Source organism: Nostoc sp. ATCC 53789 (assembly GCF_009873495.1).
GTDB lineage: Bacteria > Cyanobacteriota > Cyanobacteriia > Cyanobacteriales > Nostocaceae > Nostoc > Nostoc muscorum_A.
Genome location: NZ_CP046703.1, coordinates 2841265 through 2859996, shown reverse-complemented (window position 1 = coordinate 2859996; position 18732 = coordinate 2841265). Strand labels below are relative to the sequence as shown.

Annotated in this window: 11 protein-coding genes; 6 read left to right on the top strand and 5 right to left on the bottom strand. The window is 39.6% G+C overall.

Annotated features, from left to right (window positions below; all coding sequences use genetic code 11):
* Positions 1 to 160 precede the first annotated feature (160 nt).
* Genes GJB62_RS11690 through GJB62_RS11680 form a run of 3 tightly spaced genes read left to right on the top strand, consistent with a single transcriptional unit; the run spans position 161 to position 7220 of the window.
* Positions 161 to 4159, top strand: a complete 3999-nt coding sequence (locus GJB62_RS11690; RefSeq protein WP_114083448.1) for an AAA domain-containing protein — start codon at positions 161 to 163, stop codon at positions 4157 to 4159.
* A gap of 56 nt (positions 4160 to 4215) precedes the next feature.
* Complete coding sequence (locus tag GJB62_RS36995) at positions 4216 to 6099, top strand: trypsin-like peptidase domain-containing protein (RefSeq protein WP_209271491.1); 1884 nt, start codon at positions 4216 to 4218, stop codon at positions 6097 to 6099.
* A gap of 20 nt (positions 6100 to 6119) precedes the next feature.
* Positions 6120 to 7220, top strand: a complete 1101-nt coding sequence (locus GJB62_RS11680; RefSeq protein ID WP_114083449.1) for a hypothetical protein — start codon at positions 6120 to 6122, stop codon at positions 7218 to 7220.
* A 133-nt stretch (positions 7221 to 7353) separates the two neighbouring features.
* Here GJB62_RS11680 and cysH read toward each other — a convergent pair whose 3' ends face one another.
* Together cysH and GJB62_RS11670 are read right to left on the bottom strand one after the other, a co-directional pair.
* Entirely contained in the window at positions 7354 to 8079 is a 726-nt protein-coding gene (gene cysH, locus GJB62_RS11675; RefSeq protein WP_114083450.1) for a phosphoadenosine phosphosulfate reductase, read from the bottom strand.
* Between the two features lie 591 nt (positions 8080 to 8670).
* Complete coding sequence (locus tag GJB62_RS11670; RefSeq protein WP_114083451.1) at positions 8671 to 10260, bottom strand: DHA2 family efflux MFS transporter permease subunit; 1590 nt, start codon at positions 10258 to 10260, stop codon at positions 8671 to 8673.
* Between the two features lie 403 nt (positions 10261 to 10663).
* Here GJB62_RS11670 and GJB62_RS11665 point away from each other — a divergent pair, with 403 nt between their 5' ends.
* A complete protein-coding gene (locus GJB62_RS11665) occupies positions 10664 to 11260 on the top strand; it encodes a TetR/AcrR family transcriptional regulator (RefSeq protein ID WP_114083452.1) in 597 nt (198 codons plus the stop codon).
* A 201-nt stretch (positions 11261 to 11461) separates the two neighbouring features.
* Here GJB62_RS11665 and patD read toward each other — a convergent pair whose 3' ends face one another.
* The gene (gene patD / locus GJB62_RS11660) at positions 11462 to 11815 is read right to left on the bottom strand and encodes a heterocyst frequency control protein PatD (RefSeq protein WP_114083453.1); all 354 of its coding nucleotides are present in this window, start codon (positions 11813 to 11815) and stop codon (positions 11462 to 11464) included.
* Between the two features lie 218 nt (positions 11816 to 12033).
* Between patD and GJB62_RS11655 the strand changes: the two genes are divergently transcribed.
* The gene (locus GJB62_RS11655; RefSeq protein ID WP_114083454.1) at positions 12034 to 14307 is read left to right on the top strand and encodes a bifunctional (p)ppGpp synthetase/guanosine-3',5'-bis(diphosphate) 3'-pyrophosphohydrolase; all 2274 of its coding nucleotides are present in this window, start codon (positions 12034 to 12036) and stop codon (positions 14305 to 14307) included.
* Between the two features lie 138 nt (positions 14308 to 14445).
* On the opposite strand, the gene GJB62_RS11650 is transcribed toward GJB62_RS11655, so the two are convergent.
* A complete protein-coding gene (locus GJB62_RS11650) occupies positions 14446 to 15486 on the bottom strand; it encodes a hemolysin family protein (RefSeq protein ID WP_114083455.1) in 1041 nt (346 codons plus the stop codon).
* 682 nt (positions 15487 to 16168) lie between these two features.
* Between GJB62_RS11650 and GJB62_RS11645 the strand changes: the two genes are divergently transcribed.
* Positions 16169 to 17194 (top strand): D-alanine--D-alanine ligase, encoded by a 1026-nt coding sequence (locus GJB62_RS11645; protein WP_114083456.1) that lies wholly within the window; start codon positions 16169 to 16171, stop codon positions 17192 to 17194.
* A gap of 151 nt (positions 17195 to 17345) precedes the next feature.
* On the opposite strand, the gene GJB62_RS11640 is transcribed toward GJB62_RS11645, so the two are convergent.
* On the bottom strand, positions 17346 to 18731 hold the full coding sequence (locus GJB62_RS11640; protein WP_114083457.1) for an ATP-grasp domain-containing protein: 1386 nt from the start codon (positions 18729 to 18731) through the stop codon (positions 17346 to 17348).
* Between the last annotated feature and the right edge of the window lies 1 nt (position 18732).

Here is an 18732-nt window from a genome sequence, read left to right as displayed (position 1 = left end):
AACGTCGTTACATTGAGATTTTTCTAAGGTGTAGTCCAAACAAACGACAACCCTTATATCAGCAAATTGTAACAAATGATAATATATATCAGAAATATTACTTATAATAAAAGTATTAAAACAGAAGTTAATTGCTGTACAGCACTGTAATTAAAAGCGAATGAGTATTTCGGAACCTCAGAAAATCGAAGACAAAATCAATTATTGGAAGAAAAAGCTGATTGGTGAATCCAACAAAAATCCATTAGTTGATTTACGCCAAAATCAAAACAGATTAGTTCCTCTTTTAAGAGATTCTTCATTTTTATATGGTCATTTTACAGGAGATGAGCCTGAATCATTACCAATTAGTGAACTAGAACCTAAGCAGACTGATGAAGACCCGTTAAAGCTTCTAGATGAACTTCGTAAAGAGGCTAAATCAACCATTGAAGAGAAGGGTTTTAATAGTCTTTTTTTAGTTATTAATGCCATAACATGGTTTAATCCCGAAAATACTCATGAAAAATATGTTTCTCCTATTCTGCTTATTCCAGTGAGATTAGAAAAAATAGGTAGAAAGTCATTAGAATTTACTCTTCACCCTATAGATGATGATATTACTGTTAACTTTACTTTAGTCAACAGGTTACGGGATTATGGTATAACACTGCCTGACAGTGATAGGGTTAAAGAATTGAGCTATGAAGATTTTTTCAATGAAGTTCGTAGTGCGATTGCTGCTAAACAACCTGACTGGGAAATAAAAGAAACAGCGCATATTACTTTGTTTCCAGATGCAAAAGCAGCAATGATTCAAGACCTGGAACAAAATCATGAAAAGATAGCAAATCATCCCATACTGCAAGAGCTAGCTTTAGGCAGAACATCTGGGAATGTCAACAATACCTCTATTCTTCAAGAAAAAGAGCTTGATCAAATAGACCCTTCATTAATTTATCAGATACGTGATGCAGACTCCAGCCAGCAAGTAGTTATTGAAGCTGTCAAGGCAGGGTCTAATTGTGTTGTACAGGGGCCTCCAGGTACAGGAAAAAGCCAAACTATTGTTAACATCATCACTGAGTTAATCGGTCAAAATAAAAAAGTCCTTGTAGTTGCTGAAAAGCAAACTGCTTTAGAAGTTGTTTTTAAACGACTAAAAGAAAGTAAATTAGAAAATCTCTGTCTAAATTTACATCATGAAGTTACAAAAAAAGCCAAAGATTTCTTCAATCAGCTAGTACAAACTTACAATGACATTTCAGAAAGTAACGAAGCACAACAGCTAGATTTGGAAACCTTATTTAAACCTTTACGCGACTATCGAAAAGTCCTCAACGATCATGTAAAAGGTCTACATGACAAGAAGGAACCACTCAAGAAGTCTGCTTTTAACTTGTATGGCGAAATTCGTAGGTTGGAAAAAGAAGACATTCCTCAACTAGAGTTTAATCTTTCTAATTTGCAAGATTGGCCAGAAACTAAATTGTTTGATGCGAAAAAATTACTAGAAGAACTTGGTCAATTTGAGGCTATATTCCGGGGTAGACAAAAAACTCTATGGTCAAGTAGTCCCGTAAAATATCCTTGGTCATCTGCCATAAATCAAGATTTGCGTGTAAATCTTGACAATCTTAGCTCCGGCATAAAACTGGCTCAGAATACTGTATCTTCATTGATACAACTACTAAATATCAACGAAACAATCGAAACTTTGTATGATTTAGAACAGTTACAACCAGCAGTAAATCATATCTTTAATGCTCCATCAAATATTGAAAATTGGTCATTGTCAACAAATTTAGATGATTTGTCGCAGTTGTATTTAAACTTAGAAAAAGATATTAGGGATTATCAATCAATTAATTCCGATCTCAATTGTAAGTATGTGCGAGATTTTTTCACTTTCGATTTATTAAAAATCAGGGAAATCTTTGCAAAAAGATTTACGGGAATATTTCGCTTTTTTAAACCAGCTTATTTAAAATGGCTATATGATAAGAGGCGCGAACGTCAACGTCTAATTGCTCTTCGACAAGACCGCAAGCGCATTTATGAGCAAGAGTTAATGAGAGATATTGAAAATGCGATTGAGCGCCAAAATATTTTAATTAAATTACAAGACCGTAACTACCAAGCACGTGAAGCTTTTGGTTCTTCTTTCGAGAAAGAAATGACAAATTTACACAGTATTCAGCAAGGTCTTGAATGGTTGGAAAAACTCAATAAAAATCGTCTATTAGATAAAGAAAAAGTAGTCACAGTTATTACTTCAAGAGAAAATTATGAACAATTAGGAGAATCATTAAAGTCTTTGGAAGTATCTTTAGATCAAATTCAAGAAGGCTGCAAATTCTTAAACAAACACTTCCCCAAAGAAAGACTAACAGCACTAGATGTATTGAAGAGAAAACCTCTAAATGAGATTGAAGATTTCCGAAGACAAGTCTATGATGAGCTTGATTTATTCCAACAGTGGTTGGACTGTCAAGAAATTGTACATAAATTAGAAGCTATTGGCACAGAGGAATTTCTAGCTAAACTACGAGACACCGACATTTCACCAGATAAGTGGTATTCGGTTTTACGGAAAGGCTTTTATGAAAATTGGCTGCGACACATACATGATGATAATTCCGAGTTGCGAAAATTTAACCAGAATTTACACGAACAGAGAATAAATGAATTTTCAGAAAAAGATAAACAACAGTATGAGGTTGCAATAGAACGGTTAGGAAAACTCCATGTACAACGTTGGCAAGATTGGTTAAAGCAGCCAGAAGCACAGGAACAAGTAAGCAATCTCAAACGGGAAATTACAAAGAAAAGTAGACAACAAAAAATTCGTCAATTTATCAAGAAGAATGCTCAAATTGTTACTACTCTTAAACCATGTTGGCTGATGAGTCCTTTAGGGGTTTGTCAATATGTAGATGCAGACGCAGTGGAGTTTGATGTTGTTATCTTTGACGAAGCTTCTCAAGTTCGTACTGAAAATGCAGTATCGTCTATTATGCGAGCAAAGCAGCTAATTGTTGTTGGCGATAACAAGCAGTTACCGCCTACGGCTTACTTTGAAAGTGCAGCAGCCGATGATAGCGACGATGAAGAGGAAGAGATTTATGAAAATTTGCTAGATGAGTGTTCTAAATTATCAATTATGCTCACTCGTACTTTAAGTTGGCATTATCGTAGCCAAGACGAAAGCTTAATTGCTTTTTCAAACCAAGAATTTTACAACTCAAAACTTATTTCGTTCCCTAACCCTGCAAAAGATACTAGCAGAGGCGTACATTTCCATTTTGTTAAAGGGGGAATATATGCTAATCGAGAAAATATCCGTGAAGCAGAGGAAGTTGCAAAGCTAACAGTGCAGCATTATCAGCAAAACTCTCAACAATCTTTGGGTATTATTACCTCAAGTAAACAACAAGCAAAAGCCATCAAGGAACAACTCAAACAAATCAGTATTAAACATCCTGAGATAGAAGAATTTTTTCAAGAGAACTCAGAGAAGTTCTTTGTTAAATCAATTGATGATGTTCAAGGTGATGAGAGAGATGTGATTTTCCTAAGCTTTGGCTTTGGTTTTGGTAACAAAAATTCCGGTCAGTTAAATCACAACTTTGGTTACTTCAGTAGAAAACAACAAGATTTAGGGAGACGAAGATTAAATGTTGCAATAACTCGTGCTAGATGCAAGTTCGTATTAGTCGCTTCAATTGATCATAATAATATTATCGCCGAAAAAGGTGAACAAGCTGCGTTACTTAAGGATTATTTTGCATACGTTGAAAATGGCGGTCAAAAACTAGATGAAAAGGGTGATGACCTGTCTCGCTTAGACTTACCATTTGAAGAAGATGTATATCAGGTTTTAACAGAAAGGGGATACGTAGTTAAGAAACGGGTAGGTCGTTCAGCTTATCCAATCGACTTAGTGGTGATGGATGATTCCAAGCCGGAAAAGGAAGAGTATCTTCTGGGGATTGTGTGTGATGGCGAAACCTATAGTAAATATCCTACAGCACGCGATCGCGATCGCCTCCGCCAAGAAGTTCTAGAAAAATTAGGCTGGCGTATTCACAGAATTTGGTCTCGTGAGTGGGAGCGCAACAAGGAAGAACAAATTAATCGGCTCATAGAGCATATAGAAAATCTACGCAATCAGAAATAAACATAATTACTAATGTACTGTTGCAAATAGGAATTTAAAGAAGACTGAAATTGTCTATGGTAATAACACAAATTGAGGAACTGTTAACCAAAATTCAACAGTTGCAATCAATAATGATTGCCGTTGCAACTGATGCATATCGGAATCCCATTAGAGATAAAGAGAAATCCTATACAAAACTCTACAAAGATATTGTATACCTGAGAGAATTTCTTGAAGAAGAAGGGGTTATTATCGAAAATCATAATCCTTTTAAATCTCTTTTAGATTGGCGCGATCGCTGGTCATCTTTAGAAAGGGGATATGCATCAAAAGGAAAATATGTTCACGACCTATATAATACCTCTTTAAATCAAATTGATATTGTTTTATGTCAGCACCATATTAAAGGCAAATCTCACCAACAGTTAGTTGAAGAGTGGCAAATATCAAAATTTGAAGACCTGATAGTACAAATTAAAAAGTTGAAGGGAATCATGATTTCGGTTGCTATTCAGAGAGACACTATTGATTTAATTAATTATGAGGATAAGGATTATAGAAAACTCTACCGAGAGTTGATATTACAAATAAGTATTCTTAGACAAATAAGTATACCTGTTCCACATTCCAACAACTTTAGGTCACTTTGGCAATGGTATCATTACTGGTCATTCAATCTAGATAAATCTTATGATGTACGAGAGACATATATTAATGATCTCTATGAAAATATTCTCAACCAAATTGAGAGAGCCTTGAAGAAATATCACCTCCAATCAACTTCTACTGAAGAGTTTATTCAAGATTTGCAGCGTCGTTTCAAACAACAGATATCTGTTCAACCTAGTACTCCAGCGATACTCAGTACAGAAGTTAGTGGTACACTGCAAGAATTTACTCCTAATTTAGAAGATTACCTTCAGCCAGAAGCATTAGAGCAGATTTCTGATTTATTGCCTATTGGAGTAACTCAAGCTGTTGACAATTCATTTGTTACAACTATAAATTCTACTGTAAATTGGACACATGAGAGCGTCATGAATCCGGAAATATTTTTAGACCAGCAAGATATTACACCATTAATTATGGCGCTAAATAACTTTGCTCTCAAGCTAAGTGTAGCTAGCGATCGCCAAAATTTTTTAGAAAATACTGGTGTAGATTTTGCATTTTTAAGTAATTTGAGATTTGATACTTCACCTAATATATTTGCCCAATCATTAGTATCAGCATTTAAAAATTATCAAATCTCCCATCAAAACTTAAATCATCACCCATTAGTAAATGTACTTAAGTCTCTATGCGAATTAGAATCCATTTATGGATTAAAATACCAAGATGTAGAATTATTTACTCGATTAGTCGAAAAAGGTCAGGAAAACCTTAAAGCATTAGCTGCTCGTAACACAGTTGGCAGAATCGAATCACCTATAGGAAACCCCATAGGCACAGGAGTTTTAATTACAAACGATTTATTACTAACCTGTAATCATATTTTTAGTAAAAGCCAAGTGCAAAAAGCATGGGTGCGCTTTGGCTATAAAGCTGGAAAGTACGAATCAGAAAAAGATATATTGGAATTAAATATTATTCCTAATAATAGTAGATTTGATTATGCTTTACTTAAAATCAATCCTCAAACACAACAAAAAGCTATTTCTATTGATGAAACTTCTATATTAGATAGCGGCCAAAATATTCGTATTATCCATCATCCACAAGGAAACCCGGTGATAATTTCCGACTTTGGACAAATTACGCAAGTAGGAGAAGATTACATTGATCATAATGTGAAAACTGATGACGGTTCCTCTGGCGCACCAATTTTTAATCGTCAATGGGAATTGATTGCAATTCATCAAGGAAATCCCGGTATAGGACGTACCGTGAATCGAGGTTCAACGGGAGGTATTCCCATTCGTGCTATTTGGACTCAAATTTCACCGTATTTAGGCTGATGTGACAGAGGAATAATTTCATGAGATTTATCCAGAGTTTATCTGAAACTTTCAGCCGTGAGGCTCCAAAATATAAAACCTTTTCTCTACCAAAACATCGAGTTGATGTAGACTATGATGAAAAACCCATTCTTGCAGGTGAAGCCTATTGTCGTATATGGCTAGTGGAAATGCGCTTGGCTAAAGATGTAGAATGGTTCAAGCAAAGATATCCGGTGGTTCATGCTGCTGTTCGCTTGAATCACGGTGGTAAATCCGTAATAATTCCCTATCTAGCTGCACCTGGACAATTAGAAAAATCAGTAGCAGATAATCTGGATAAAGTCATTCAGTGTAATTATCCTCTCACATCCTCATTTCCTTTCAATTATGGATTAGTTGAGTTACAAGCAGGCTTATTTAGCATAGCCAATAATGACTCCATCGGTAAATTTATTAAGACGATGGGCAGATTTTCTGAATTTCTACCTGTGCCAGAACTTTCGAGTGTTATAAAGTTAGCAGAACCAATATATCGGGGTATTGAAGATTTACTCGATATTGGTGAGCGTCGCTTAGAACTAGGCTACCAACAAACATTTTCTGAAGCTGATGGAGGTGGTAGCAATTCCCTGAAAGCTGGCTATTTTGCTGCAATTTTGGCGCAGGATAACAAGATAAACAGCGATAATCTTTGTATTGTCAAGGATAGCCTCTGTCTTGGTTCACCTGGAACAACAAAAATTTTTGAGCGTGATGGCAAACCCTTAGAAGGCTATAGTTATATGCTATTTCGTATAGAAAAGCGCCCCACTCAAGATTGGGAGTACTTAACCAGTATCAAAGAACTGGTTAATAAAGCCCAAGAGGCTGTGCTTGATGGGAAATATGAAGTAGTTAAAACAATATTTTTGCCTACTATTAAGGCTTCAATTTACCAAAGTCCCGATGTTACAAAAGCTGACCGCAAACAAATGGTGCTAAAAATTGAGGATTTCTTACGGGAGTTGGGCTTACAGGCTGTAAAAGTGCAAAAGCGATCGCTTTATTCAATTATGCAGCGACCTTTGCCAGAGATTGACGCAGTGAGAGAAGCGGAATTAGCTTCATTAGAGCAGCTTTTCCAGGAAAATGGTCAATAAACTAGTCTCTAAATTTGTTGTTGTGTAACACTATTATCTAACTAACCGCAGAGGCGCAGAGTAAGCAGAGAGTAGGGGGAAATTCTTCTTTTCTTCTATTCCCTACTCTCCAATCTCTACTCCCCACTTCCACTTAAATGTGAATTCCACATTCTGTTTTATCACTTCCCCGCCAGCGTCCGGCGCGTTCGTCTTCGCCTTCGCCTACTTTGGTGGTGATGGGTTGGTCGCCGATGCTGGGATAACCTTGGTCGTGGAGGGGGTTGTAGATGACTCCATGTTCAGCTACGTAAACCCAGCTATCTTGGCGTGTCCAGGTAGCAATGGGATTTACTTTCAACCGACCTTTTCCATCAAATTCAAATATAGGCATATTCGCACGGGTTACTGCTTGGTCACGGCGGCGACCGGTAATCCAAGCCACGCTGTTGAGTTCGTCTAGACCCCGTAACAGTGGTTCAATTTTTGTAATGTGGTGGAATTTAGCAATATCCGTATCCCAAAGTTTGTCGCCGTATTTAGCTTCAAAGGCTTCACGGGTTTCTACGTCTGGAGTTTTGAAAGTTTGCAAGTCCAGGTTGTAAATTTCTTTGGCTTTGGCAACTAATTCTAGGCTTTCAGGGAAGTGGTGCAAGGTGTCGAGAAAGATTACAGGAACGGGATGCTTCAGTTCACTGTAAAGAATATGGGTAATTATCATGTCATCCACGTTAAAGGCGCTGGTTTGCACCAATCCCGTTGGGATATTCTCTATAGACCATGCCAGTATCTCTTTAGGAGTGGCAGTTTCAAATTGCTGATTTAATTTTTCTAAGTCAAAAGCGATCGCTTGGTTTCTAGATGCAGTAGAGACTGTCATGATAATCTTCTATTCAAATATTTTTACCTTGATTAAGATTTATTTTACCCCACAAAGGCGCATATTCCGCTCGGAGTTCAGGTATTTATTCTGTTCGGAAATTACTACATTTTTGAACTGGAGAATAAGAAGTGGGGGAGACTAGAAGACTAACCCCTCATAAGTAAAAACCGATACTTAAGTTGTAAATTAATTTTTTGTTAAGAAAATTTACGGGACTTTAAGTTTTACAGCGCTTTTATAGATATTTATACTGATTTTGATATGGTTAAGGAACTATTAAAAAAAGGATTTTACTTAAATGAACGATTCAAAATTCAGCAATCCATTAGGTCAATCTATAATTATGGGCGCTTTAATGATGTTAACCAGTGTTGGCGTTATTACAATAATGAACTTTTTCTAAGATCGGAATTTCTAATTTTAGCAATAAGACTTCACATATTCCTGCTCAAAACTGAGTAGGATTTTTATTTTTTATCCAGATATATCAGTGTATATTAATTTTCTTCTGTGACTTTCGGTCAAGAAAGATTTTTAAGCAGTGTTTTTACGTAGTTTTAGTTCAGAGAGCTAAAAATTGGTATCCGTCTAATGACTGATTGGTGCTTTCGCTCCAGCACCGCCTTTACCCAAGAATAGTAATAGGGGTAATGAGCAAAGGAACCCGATCCCTACCACTCGAAAGCAATCTGCGTAAGATAAAACAGCAGCTTGAGTATTTACTGTTTGACTTAATAAAGCTATTGCTTGTTGTTGTGCTGTTGCCGCATCCATGCCTTGGCTTTGAAGTGCCCCATTGAGCAAATCTAGACGTTGATTGGTTTCTGGGTCATAAGGGCTAAGTTTTGCTAACAAGATAGCTCGATGAAAAGTTTGTCTTCGGTCAAGCAGAGTGGTAAGTAGGGCAATGCCGATACTGCCACCTAGTTGTCGAGTCAGGTTATAGAAACCAGACCCAGCAGAAACATCTTGTTTGGGTAGCGGGCCTAAAACTGCCAAACTCAAAGGCAGAAACATCAACACAGTAAAAGCCCCACGCCATACCAATGGCCAAAATAAATCATCTGTGCCAGTTTGTGGGGTAATTGCTGCTAGTTGAAACATAACTCCAGATGATCCGACAGCGCCCATTGCAATTAAAAATCGGGCATCAATTTTACTGGACAGCTTGCCTAATAGAACCATAACGATCGCAGAGGCTAAAGCACCAGGCGCTAACAATAGTCCTGTCTGCGTTGCGGTAAAGTGCAGCACACTCTGAGCAAATATCGGCACAGCAAAGAGTGTGCCATAAAGCCCCATACCCACCACTGCTGAGAGAACGCTTCCCGCAGCTAAAGAACGGTGACGCAAAACTCTCAAATCAACCGCAGGATGGGCTATTTTCAACTCGTACCAAATAAATAGCCCTAATCCGATAATACTGGCGATCGCTAAGGTGGTGATAAAACCGGAGGAAAACCAGTCTTCTTTCTCTCCTTCTTCTAACAAAGTTTGCAGACAGCCGATCGCAATAATCAAAAACCCAATGCCGAACCAATCGACGGATTGGCTTTGTGTCTCGCTTTTGTCTTTGTCTTTGGGCAAAAACATGAAGGACATCGCCACTGCAACGATCCCGAAGGGAATATTAACAAAGAAAATCCACCGCCAGCCCAAACCATCTACCAAGAATCCTCCTAAAGTCGGGCCGATAGCTGGGCCAGCAATTACACCTACTCCAAAAACTGCCTGTGCTAAACCCTGTTCGGCAGGTGGAAAAGTCTCAAACAAAATTGCTTGGGCTTTAGCTAGTAACCCGCCACCACATAAACCTTGAAGAATTCGGGAAAGAACCAGCATCGGTAAATTGAATGCCAACCCGCATAAAACCGAGGCAATGGTAAAGCCAATCAACGAAAAGATAAAATAAGTTTTGCGTCCAAAGTAATCTCCCAGCCATGCAGATAAGGGAATTAAGACGACATTTGCGATCGCATATCCAGTTACTACCCAACCTACCTCACTGACAGTTGCACCCAAACTAGCTTGCATATCCGTCAGAGCAACGTTAACAATACTAGTATCAATTACTTCTAAAATTGCACCAAGAGAAGCTGTTAAAGCGATCGCCCACTTCAATGGCCCGTGGACATAACCAAATTGATCAAAACTAGAACGTTTAATGTTGGTAGCCATTGTCAGAGCGATTCCCAAAGCAAAAATTAAATATCATCTTATATATACGCTACGGTAACGTATCATATGGAAATGGTCAAGGGAGACTTCAACGAAAAGCGGCAGAAATACTTATGCTAAAGATGGATAGTCACTTTTGCTGTTCTCGTGCATGAAAACTGGGTAAGCTAACGCGCCTACATATTGCAATATTTTCCGTGTAGACCGTCATTAGTCATTAGTCAAAAGTGTTTACCAAGGACAAAGGACAAAGGACAATTGACAAAGGACAACCTCACCAGTTGATGTGCAATCTTATTTGCGTAACAGGGTAGTAGGGCTTCTTCGTTTCCCAGATGGTACGTTCTATGCCCAAAGGTAGAAGCAAATTGCCAAGAAGATATTTCTTGGGGATGATATTTTTATGAGTAACCAAATCAACAGCCCTTCTGGACGACCACGTAGCATCCACGCCGACCAAGCGATTCTGCAAGCGACCTTAGATTTGCTTGCAGAGGTAGGATATCAGAGCATGAGTATAGAAGCGATCGCTTCTCGTGCTGGAGTTGGCAAAACGACCATCTATCGGCGTTACACTTCCAAAGAAGAACTAGTTGCAGACGCGATAGAAAGTTTGAGAGATGATTTAGCGATCCCCGATACTAGCAGCTTTTGGGGAGACATGGATATTTTGATCCAGAATGCCGCCAAAAAGATAGATAGTCCCCTTGGTCGTCAAACACTCGCTTTGATAATTAGTACAGCGTCTAGCAATCCTCAGTTTGCAGAGGTTTACTGGACAAAATATACAAAACTCCGACGTGAAGCATTCTCTAAAGTACTTGAGCGTGCCCAGTCTAGAGGTGAAATACACAAGGATGCAGACGTAGACTTAATTATCGACCTGGTGAGTGGGTCACTATATTATGCACTGATCTTTAAACCCACAACCGAGCCAGTAGAAGCATATATGCGCCGCACAATGAATCTTCTCATCGAAGGGATTGGGCATGGGGCATAGGGCAAGGGGGGCAAGGGGGGCAAGGGGGACAAGGGGGACAAGGGGGACAAGGGGGACAAGGAGAAAGAATAACCTATGCTCAATTCCCAATTCCCAATTCCCAATTCCCAATTCCCACCTTATAACTTGTTAGCAAAATAACTTTTCACGAACGGTCGTAAATGAGATGATGGACTAATTAGAGAAAAAGGTGAACAATTGTTATTTTTCTCCTTCCGCTTCTGGTTGCAGAATAGCATTACAGTACTGAATGAGGGTTGTCAAGCGATCGCTAATCGCCTGAAGTCTCGTCTGTGCAGTCGATGCCTGCCGCGCTCCTTGCAAAAACATCACATCTATTGCCAACAAACGCAATTGCTTGCTCATTTCCGTTTGATAAGACTGCACTCGCCAGTTTTCATCAGCCAAAGGCACAATCTGCTGTCCGAAAAATTGCTGCAACGAGGCTACACGCACTCGCAGTTCAGGCGCAGCAATTTGGGTCGTTGTGGCATCGGAGCGTAATTGCTCTAGCAAGGTTACGAGTGCCAAATATTTCTCAGGGTTTAAAGACATCCAGTGCTAGTTAAGATAGTATTAGTGTCAAGTAATTTTTCTTTTACAATAAACTTTCTTAAAGGCCTATCAGCACTAAAAGCCTCAAATCAGGATTTGAGGCTTTGTTTGCCATCAATGGATTTTCAAGGTTAATAGGCGACAGCATTTTCTTAAGGTGATGCTGCCACTTTTATTTATCATTCACTTATCTACCGATCCTATCCAAACCCACTTGTATGAGCAGTCTAGCTATAAATTCATCAGTTGATCTAGCCATTCCGGAATGGTTAAAAAAATGTTTGAAGGAGTCATCGACAAGTAACGGCGAAGTAGAAGATGACCGAAGGCATAGTGATGCAGTTTTAATTGGTCGCGCATTTGAATTTGCTTACCAACTGCATCAAGGTCAATACCGCAAATCTGGAGAACCATACATTGCTCATCCCATTGCTGTAGCCGACTTGCTGCATGACTTGGGAGGTAGTGCTGCTATGATAGCAGCTGGATTTCTCCATGATGTTGTTGAAGATACAGAAGTTACAAGTCAAGAAATTGAAGAACGCTTTGGCGCAGAAGTGCGGCAATTGGTCGAAGGTGTCACAAAGCTTTCTAAGATCAATTTCACCAGCAAAACCGAAAGTCAAGCCGAAAACTTCCGGCGGATGTTTTTGGCAATGGCGCAAGATATTCGGGTCATTGTAGTGAAATTGGCAGATCGTTTGCATAATATGCGAACTTTACAATATATGTCAGAGGCCAGCCGCCGCCGCAGTGCCCAAGAAACGCGAGATATATTCGCGCCTTTAGCCAATCGCTTGGGGATTTGGCGAATTAAATGGGAACTGGAAGATTTGGCTTTTAAGTATTTGGAACCAGAAGCTTTTCGCCAAATGCAAGAGCTTGTTTCTGAAAAACGGACGGCGCGAGAAGAGAAACTGGCTAGAGCTACGAATATGTTGCAAGAGCGTTTGCAGCAAGCCGGAATCCGCTTTCAGGATATTAGCGGTCGTCCCAAGCACCTTTATAGCATTTACCAAAAAATGCACCGCCAGCAAAAGGAATTTCATGAAATTTACGATTTGGCAGCGCTGCGGATTATTGTTCAAAGCAATGAGGAATGCTATCGGGCGTTGGCGGTGGTTCATGATGCTTTTCGCCCAATTCCTGGGAGATTTAAAGATTACATTGGGCTGCCCAAGCCTAACCGTTACCAGTCGTTGCATACTGGGGTGATTGGACTAACTGGCCGTCCTTTAGAGGTGCAAATTCGGACAATCGAAATGCATCATATCGCCGAGTATGGGATTGCCGCCCATTGGAAATACAAAGAAACTGGAGGTTCTAGTATTAGCCATTTGACAGGGACAGATGACAAGTTTACTTGGCTGCGGCAACTGCTAGAATGGCAAACCGATCTCAAGGACGCACAAGAATATCTTGATAGTGTCAAGGATAATCTATTTGAAGATGATGTCTATGTCTTCACCCCTAAGGGGGATGTTGTTCCTTTAAGCCCCGGTTCTACCACCGTAGATTTTGCTTATCGCATTCATACGGAGGTTGGAAACCACTGTTCAGGGGCGCGGGTAAATGGGCGAATGGTGTCTCTGTCAACCCGACTGCAAAATGGCGATATTGTAGAGGTTCTTACCCAAAAGAACTGTCATCCGAGTTTGGATTGGTTGAACTTTGTCAGAAGTTCGGCGGCAAAATATCGGATCAAACAATGGTACAAGCGATCGCGCCGCGAAGAAAATGTTGCCCGTGGACGGGAATTGTTAGAAAAGGAACTAGGTAAAACTGGTTTTGATAGTTTGCTAAAGTCCGATGCAATGCAGATTGTCGCCGAAAAGTGTAACTACCACAGTGTGGACGATTTACTTGCCGGTTTGGGTTACGGTGAAGTGACGTTGAACTTGGTGCTAAATCGTTGGCGAGAAGTGGCGAAGGGACAACAACCAGTTTCCACAGTGTCGCCATTTATCCCCAAAGAACCATCTACTACATCAAAAGCTTTACGAGATGCGCCTCCAACTACTTCCCGCGCCAGTGATTCGCCTATTGTTGGGGTAGAGGGGTTGGTATATCATTTAGCTGGATGTTGTACCCCGATTCCTGGCGAACCGATTATTGGTGTGGTGACGCGAGGTAGGGGGATTTCAATTCATCGCCAAGGCTGCCATAATCTAGAAACTGTGGAATATGAGCGCTTAGTACCAGTTAGGTGGAACCCAAGCGCCGAAAATAGTGGTCGTCCGCACACGTATCCAGTAGATGTTCAAATTGAAGCCCTTGACCGTGTAGGGGTGCTAAAAGATATTTTGTCACGGTTGAGTGACCAAGGAATCAATGTTCGCCATGCTCAGGTGAAAACCTCTGTTGGTCAACCTGCATTGATGGATTTAGGAATAGATATACGCGATCGCTCCCAATTAGAGCAAGTGTTCGTCCAAATTAAGAAAATGAGCGACATTTTGAATATTCGCCGCGTTGGTCAAATTGACGAATAGATGATTGGTGGGGTGCGTTAACGGGGTTTGACGCACCAGATGGCGATCGTTTTTAGGAATCGAACCGCAGAGGCGCTGAGAACGCAGAGAAAAGAGAGGAGGAAATTAATGTACCGTGTGATTATTTAGGTAACTGCATTAATTGCTACTAGCGGCAGATTGCAACATTTTTTCTCGTTTCTTGCGGGCAATTTCTTGCAAATCAACAGTTCTATCAGTCTCATCTACAATTTCACCAGTTATCACCTCAAGCACATCTTCCAAAGTGACGACACCAGCGATGCTTCCATATTCGTCTACCACTACTGCAAGATGTTCACGAGCTTCTATAAAGTTTTTTAACAGTTTATCTGCCCGAATTATCTCAGGAACAAAGTTGACTTTTCGAGCCAGACTAGCGATTTTTTGATTGTTACTTCCTTCAACCATCGCTGTCAGTAAATTCTGTTTGAGAGCATATCCAATAATTTCATCCAGAGATTCATTTATTACAATAATCCGAGTATGTTGAGACGCAATAATATTTGCTTTCGCTTCAGCAAGAGTCATATTTCCATAAATATATGTCAGCATGATTCGGGGTGTCATTAAGTCAGATGCTGTCACATCATTTAATCTAAACACTCGCTGGATCATTTCTGCTTCATCGCTTTCGATAATTCCCTCTTGATGCCCAATCTTCGCCAATAGCTTGATTTCAGCCTCGTTCGTGGTTGGTCGTTTTTTCCCTTTGGCAAAGGGTGCAGTAACATTTTCTAGAATCCAGACTAAGGGTGTGAAAGCAATAGCAAGTCCAGCTACAGGTAAAGCCGCAAGTATGGCGAGTTGCTCAGAATAACGCTCTCCAATTGTCTTTGGGATGATTTCACCAAAGATGATTATCAAGAATGTCAATATTCCTGAAAATACACCAAGCCATTTGTCTCCTAAAACCTGAACAGCAATACTACCTGTAAGAATACTACCAATGATATTGAAAGTATTATTGAGGATTACAAGAGCCGCAATCGGTCGATTCATATTTTCACGAATCGCTAAAAGTCTTACTGCGGATGGACTATTGGATTGTGCTAATTGTCTGACTCTCAGGGTTGAAACAGAAAACAGGGCTGTTTCTACACTAGAACAAATTGCTGAACCTAAAAGGATAACAAACACAATGAGGAGAAGCTGTAGCATATAGTTTCCCAAATATGGGAAGCGAAAGTTGAGCTTAACTGATAGCAAAATGGGTTACTATCTTGTTATCTTCTAAGTTTACCGTTTTCTTATTTTAAGCTCATCGCACAGGAAGGCTTAACTGCTTTATTCCTATAGCACTAGATTTTCATCTTGTAAGTATTTATACCATTTATTTGTAAGGCTGCACCAGATTTCCTTGGCTTCTGTTTTCTTCTTGGTTTCTTTCTTTGGGTTATGAGAACGAGGAGCAAGGATGCTTTATAGCTTATAATTTTCCGTTATTTTGTGTTCATTGGATTCCCAACTCAGTATTGAATAAGTATTCAAACTTACTCTTAAATAATTAATTAATGAAGGCAACTCGGTTTATTTTTATCATCGACTTCGATTAAACTAACTATTAACTCAAGGTTTGGTTAATTACTCTCGTAAGTCGTTTAAATTTCCTTACATAAACACAAAACTTCTGCAAAGATACTCTGAAAAAGATTATAAATTACCTTATTTGTACTACTATTCTATATTAGAATACAAGAGTGATGATATTTAAATTGTTGCCATAGTGGGACTTTAAATATCTGACGATTTAATAGGCTATTGCTATTTTTGAAAATAGCTTTATACTACAACTTTATTAATTACTAAATTCTAGTTATAATAGTAGATAAAAAGATGAACTATGTCAGTACTTAATATCCTTCATTTAGTTGGATCTGCACACAATAATTTTTACTGTGATTTATCACGTCTTTACGCCCAAGACTGTTTGGCTGCAACAGCAGATCCATCGCTTTATAATTTTCAAATTGCATATATCACACCCGATCGGCAGTGGCGATTTCCTGACTCTCTCAGTCGAGAAGATATTGCTCTCACCAAACCGATTCCTGTGTTTGATGCCATACAATTTCTAACAGGTCAAAACATTGACATGATGTTACCACAAATGTTTTGTATTCCTGGAATGACTCAGTACCGTGCCCTATTCGATCTGCTCAAGATCCCTTATGTAGGGAATACCCCAGATATTATGGCGATCGCGGCCCACAAAGCTAGAGCCAAAGCAATTGTCGAAGCAGCAGGGGTAAAAGTGCCTCATGGAGAATTGCTTTGCCAAGGAGATATTCCAACAATTACACCTCCAGCAGTCGTCAAACCTGTAAGTTCTGACAACTCTTTAGGAGTAGTCTTAGTTAAAGATGTGACTGAATATGATGCTGCCTTAAAGAAAGCATTTGAATATGCAGATGAGGTCATCGTAGAAGCATTCATCGAACTCGGTCGAGAAGTCAGATGTGGCATCATTGTAAAAGACGGTGAGCTAATAGGTTTACCCCTTGAAGAATATCTGGTAGATCCTCACGATAAACCCATCCGCAACTATGCTGATAAACTCCAACAAACGGACGATGGAGACTTGCATTTGACTGCTAAAGATAATATCAAGGCTTGGATTTTAGACCCTAACGACCCAATCACCGAAAAGGTTCAGCAAGTCGCTAAAAAGTGTCATCAGGCTTTGGGTTGTCGCCACTACAGTTTATTTGACTTCCGGATTGATCCAAAGGGACAACCTTGGTTCTTAGAAGCCGGATTATATTGTTCTTTTTCCCCCAAAAGTGTGATTTCTTCTATGGCGAAAGCAGCCGGAATCCCTCTAAATGATTTATTAATAACCGCTATAAATGAAACGTTGGGCAAGTAATACAACAGAATTCGAAATTCATTAGTCAAAATGAGCTTGTTCGTAATAAGGACTTTAGTCCTGTCTTTGGGGACTTCAGTCCCCACTACAAACTATTTATTATGATTGATTCGGCAGACATCATAACTACAAATTACCAATTACGAATTACTCAGTCGCCCCCTAATTCCACGAGTTTACCGATATTAAAATCGATTTTGACCCAACCTTTGAGTCGTTGCAGATTTTGTAGCAAAAGTAAAGTAATCTGCCAATGGTGCAAAGTTAAAAATGGTATCGGATCATCCAGGCGATAAATGGCATCTGTACCTCTGACTAATCTCCCAAACCAAGTTTGCAATTGTTGCCCAGAGCGAATCCCAGTCAATCGCCAGATTTCGTGATATATCCAGTAAGTGGGCTTGCTATCTGCAAGAGGTTCCAAAGGTGCAGCTAGAGGAGTTTTACCAAGATAGGCTTCTGCAACACCTGGGTGATTGTAGAACATTGTGATCGCCGAATGGGTGCGAGGATTACATTCAATGGCATAAGCTGTACCATCTTCAGCTTGGATAAAGTCAAGAGATATTTGTCCAGTCAGCCGTAAACTTTTGACGAAATGTTGTACCCATTCTTGAATTTGGGGATTTTCGACATTTTCATAGTTAATCTGAAACGCTGAAGAATTTGAACAGCAATGCAACCTTAATTCGCCGTCTCGGACTGTGCTATGGGTGCATAATTCTTTCCCAGGAATAAATTCTTGCATAATCCAAGGTTTTTCTGGGCTGATGGGTAAACTCTTGACAAACGCTGCTGTCTCTTCTGGAGTATCACAAGGAAGTTTGGTTAAATTTAAGCGGCGAACTGAGTCGTAAGAAATACTCTTAAGAATATATTTGCGCGTTTCTTTACTAAAATCGAAGTTGATAACTTGTTCAGGATCGGTGATTTTAAATGATTTGGGGACTGATAAACCAAGCGATCGCGCCTGATCGGTAAAGGCAAATTTATCATCCAGCATCTTGGTTATATCAGCATCAAAGTGAAAAACCTCACAATATTCTGATAGTGCAGACTTTGCCAAAGAGTCGTAATAACTAGCTACAGGGCTGCATACGGGTACATAAACGTCAATCTTCTCTCGTTTGACAATTTCCAATAGCGCCTGGGTATAGCCTTCTGGGTCGTCTTGTGGTGCAGCAACTGTATAAAAACGACTCACAGCATTTGAGAATCTATGCCCTGATAACCAGTATTTATGACCTTCAATCAGAATAACTCTGTGTCCGGCTGCATGGAAGGAGCGGGCAAGTTGTAATGCTTTGGTCATTTTACCGCCACTGACCAAGATATTCTGGGGATGGGTGGCTACGGCAGGTTTTTTTGTAAACGGCCTACACATCAGAGATATCAATACTATCAAAGCATTAAGCGGCAAGGCTATCAGCAGGAGTGTTAAAGTCCCGATAGTCTTGAATAGAGCTGCTATTTTTAGCCTCACACCCTTTGATGGTGTTGTGGATTGAGGAAGAGATAAAGAGATTGATTGTGCCATA

Excerpts from the sequence above, each read along its gene's own strand:
- GJB62_RS11665 (WP_114083452.1), top strand. The coding sequence starts at position 10,664 with ATGAGTAACCAAATCAACAGCCCTTCTGGACGACCACGTAGCATCCAC.
- GJB62_RS11650 (WP_114083455.1), bottom strand. The coding sequence starts at position 15,486 with ATGCTACAGCTTCTCCTCATTGTGTTTGTTATCCTTTTAGGTTCAGCA.
- GJB62_RS11680 (WP_114083449.1), top strand. The coding sequence starts at position 6,120 with ATGAGATTTATCCAGAGTTTATCTGAAACTTTCAGCCGTGAGGCTCCA.
- GJB62_RS11640 (WP_114083457.1), bottom strand. The coding sequence starts at position 18,731 with ATGGCACAATCAATCTCTTTATCTCTTCCTCAATCCACAACACCATCA.
- patD (WP_114083453.1), bottom strand. The coding sequence starts at position 11,815 with ATGTCTTTAAACCCTGAGAAATATTTGGCACTCGTAACCTTGCTAGAG.
- GJB62_RS11655 (WP_114083454.1), top strand. The coding sequence starts at position 12,034 with ATGAGCAGTCTAGCTATAAATTCATCAGTTGATCTAGCCATTCCGGAA.
- cysH (WP_114083450.1), bottom strand. The coding sequence starts at position 8,079 with ATGACAGTCTCTACTGCATCTAGAAACCAAGCGATCGCTTTTGACTTA.
- GJB62_RS36995 (WP_209271491.1), top strand. The coding sequence starts at position 4,216 with ATGGTAATAACACAAATTGAGGAACTGTTAACCAAAATTCAACAGTTG.
- GJB62_RS11690 (WP_114083448.1), top strand. The coding sequence starts at position 161 with ATGAGTATTTCGGAACCTCAGAAAATCGAAGACAAAATCAATTATTGG.
- GJB62_RS11670 (WP_114083451.1), bottom strand. The coding sequence starts at position 10,260 with ATGGCTACCAACATTAAACGTTCTAGTTTTGATCAATTTGGTTATGTC.
- GJB62_RS11645 (WP_114083456.1), top strand. The coding sequence starts at position 16,169 with ATGTCAGTACTTAATATCCTTCATTTAGTTGGATCTGCACACAATAAT.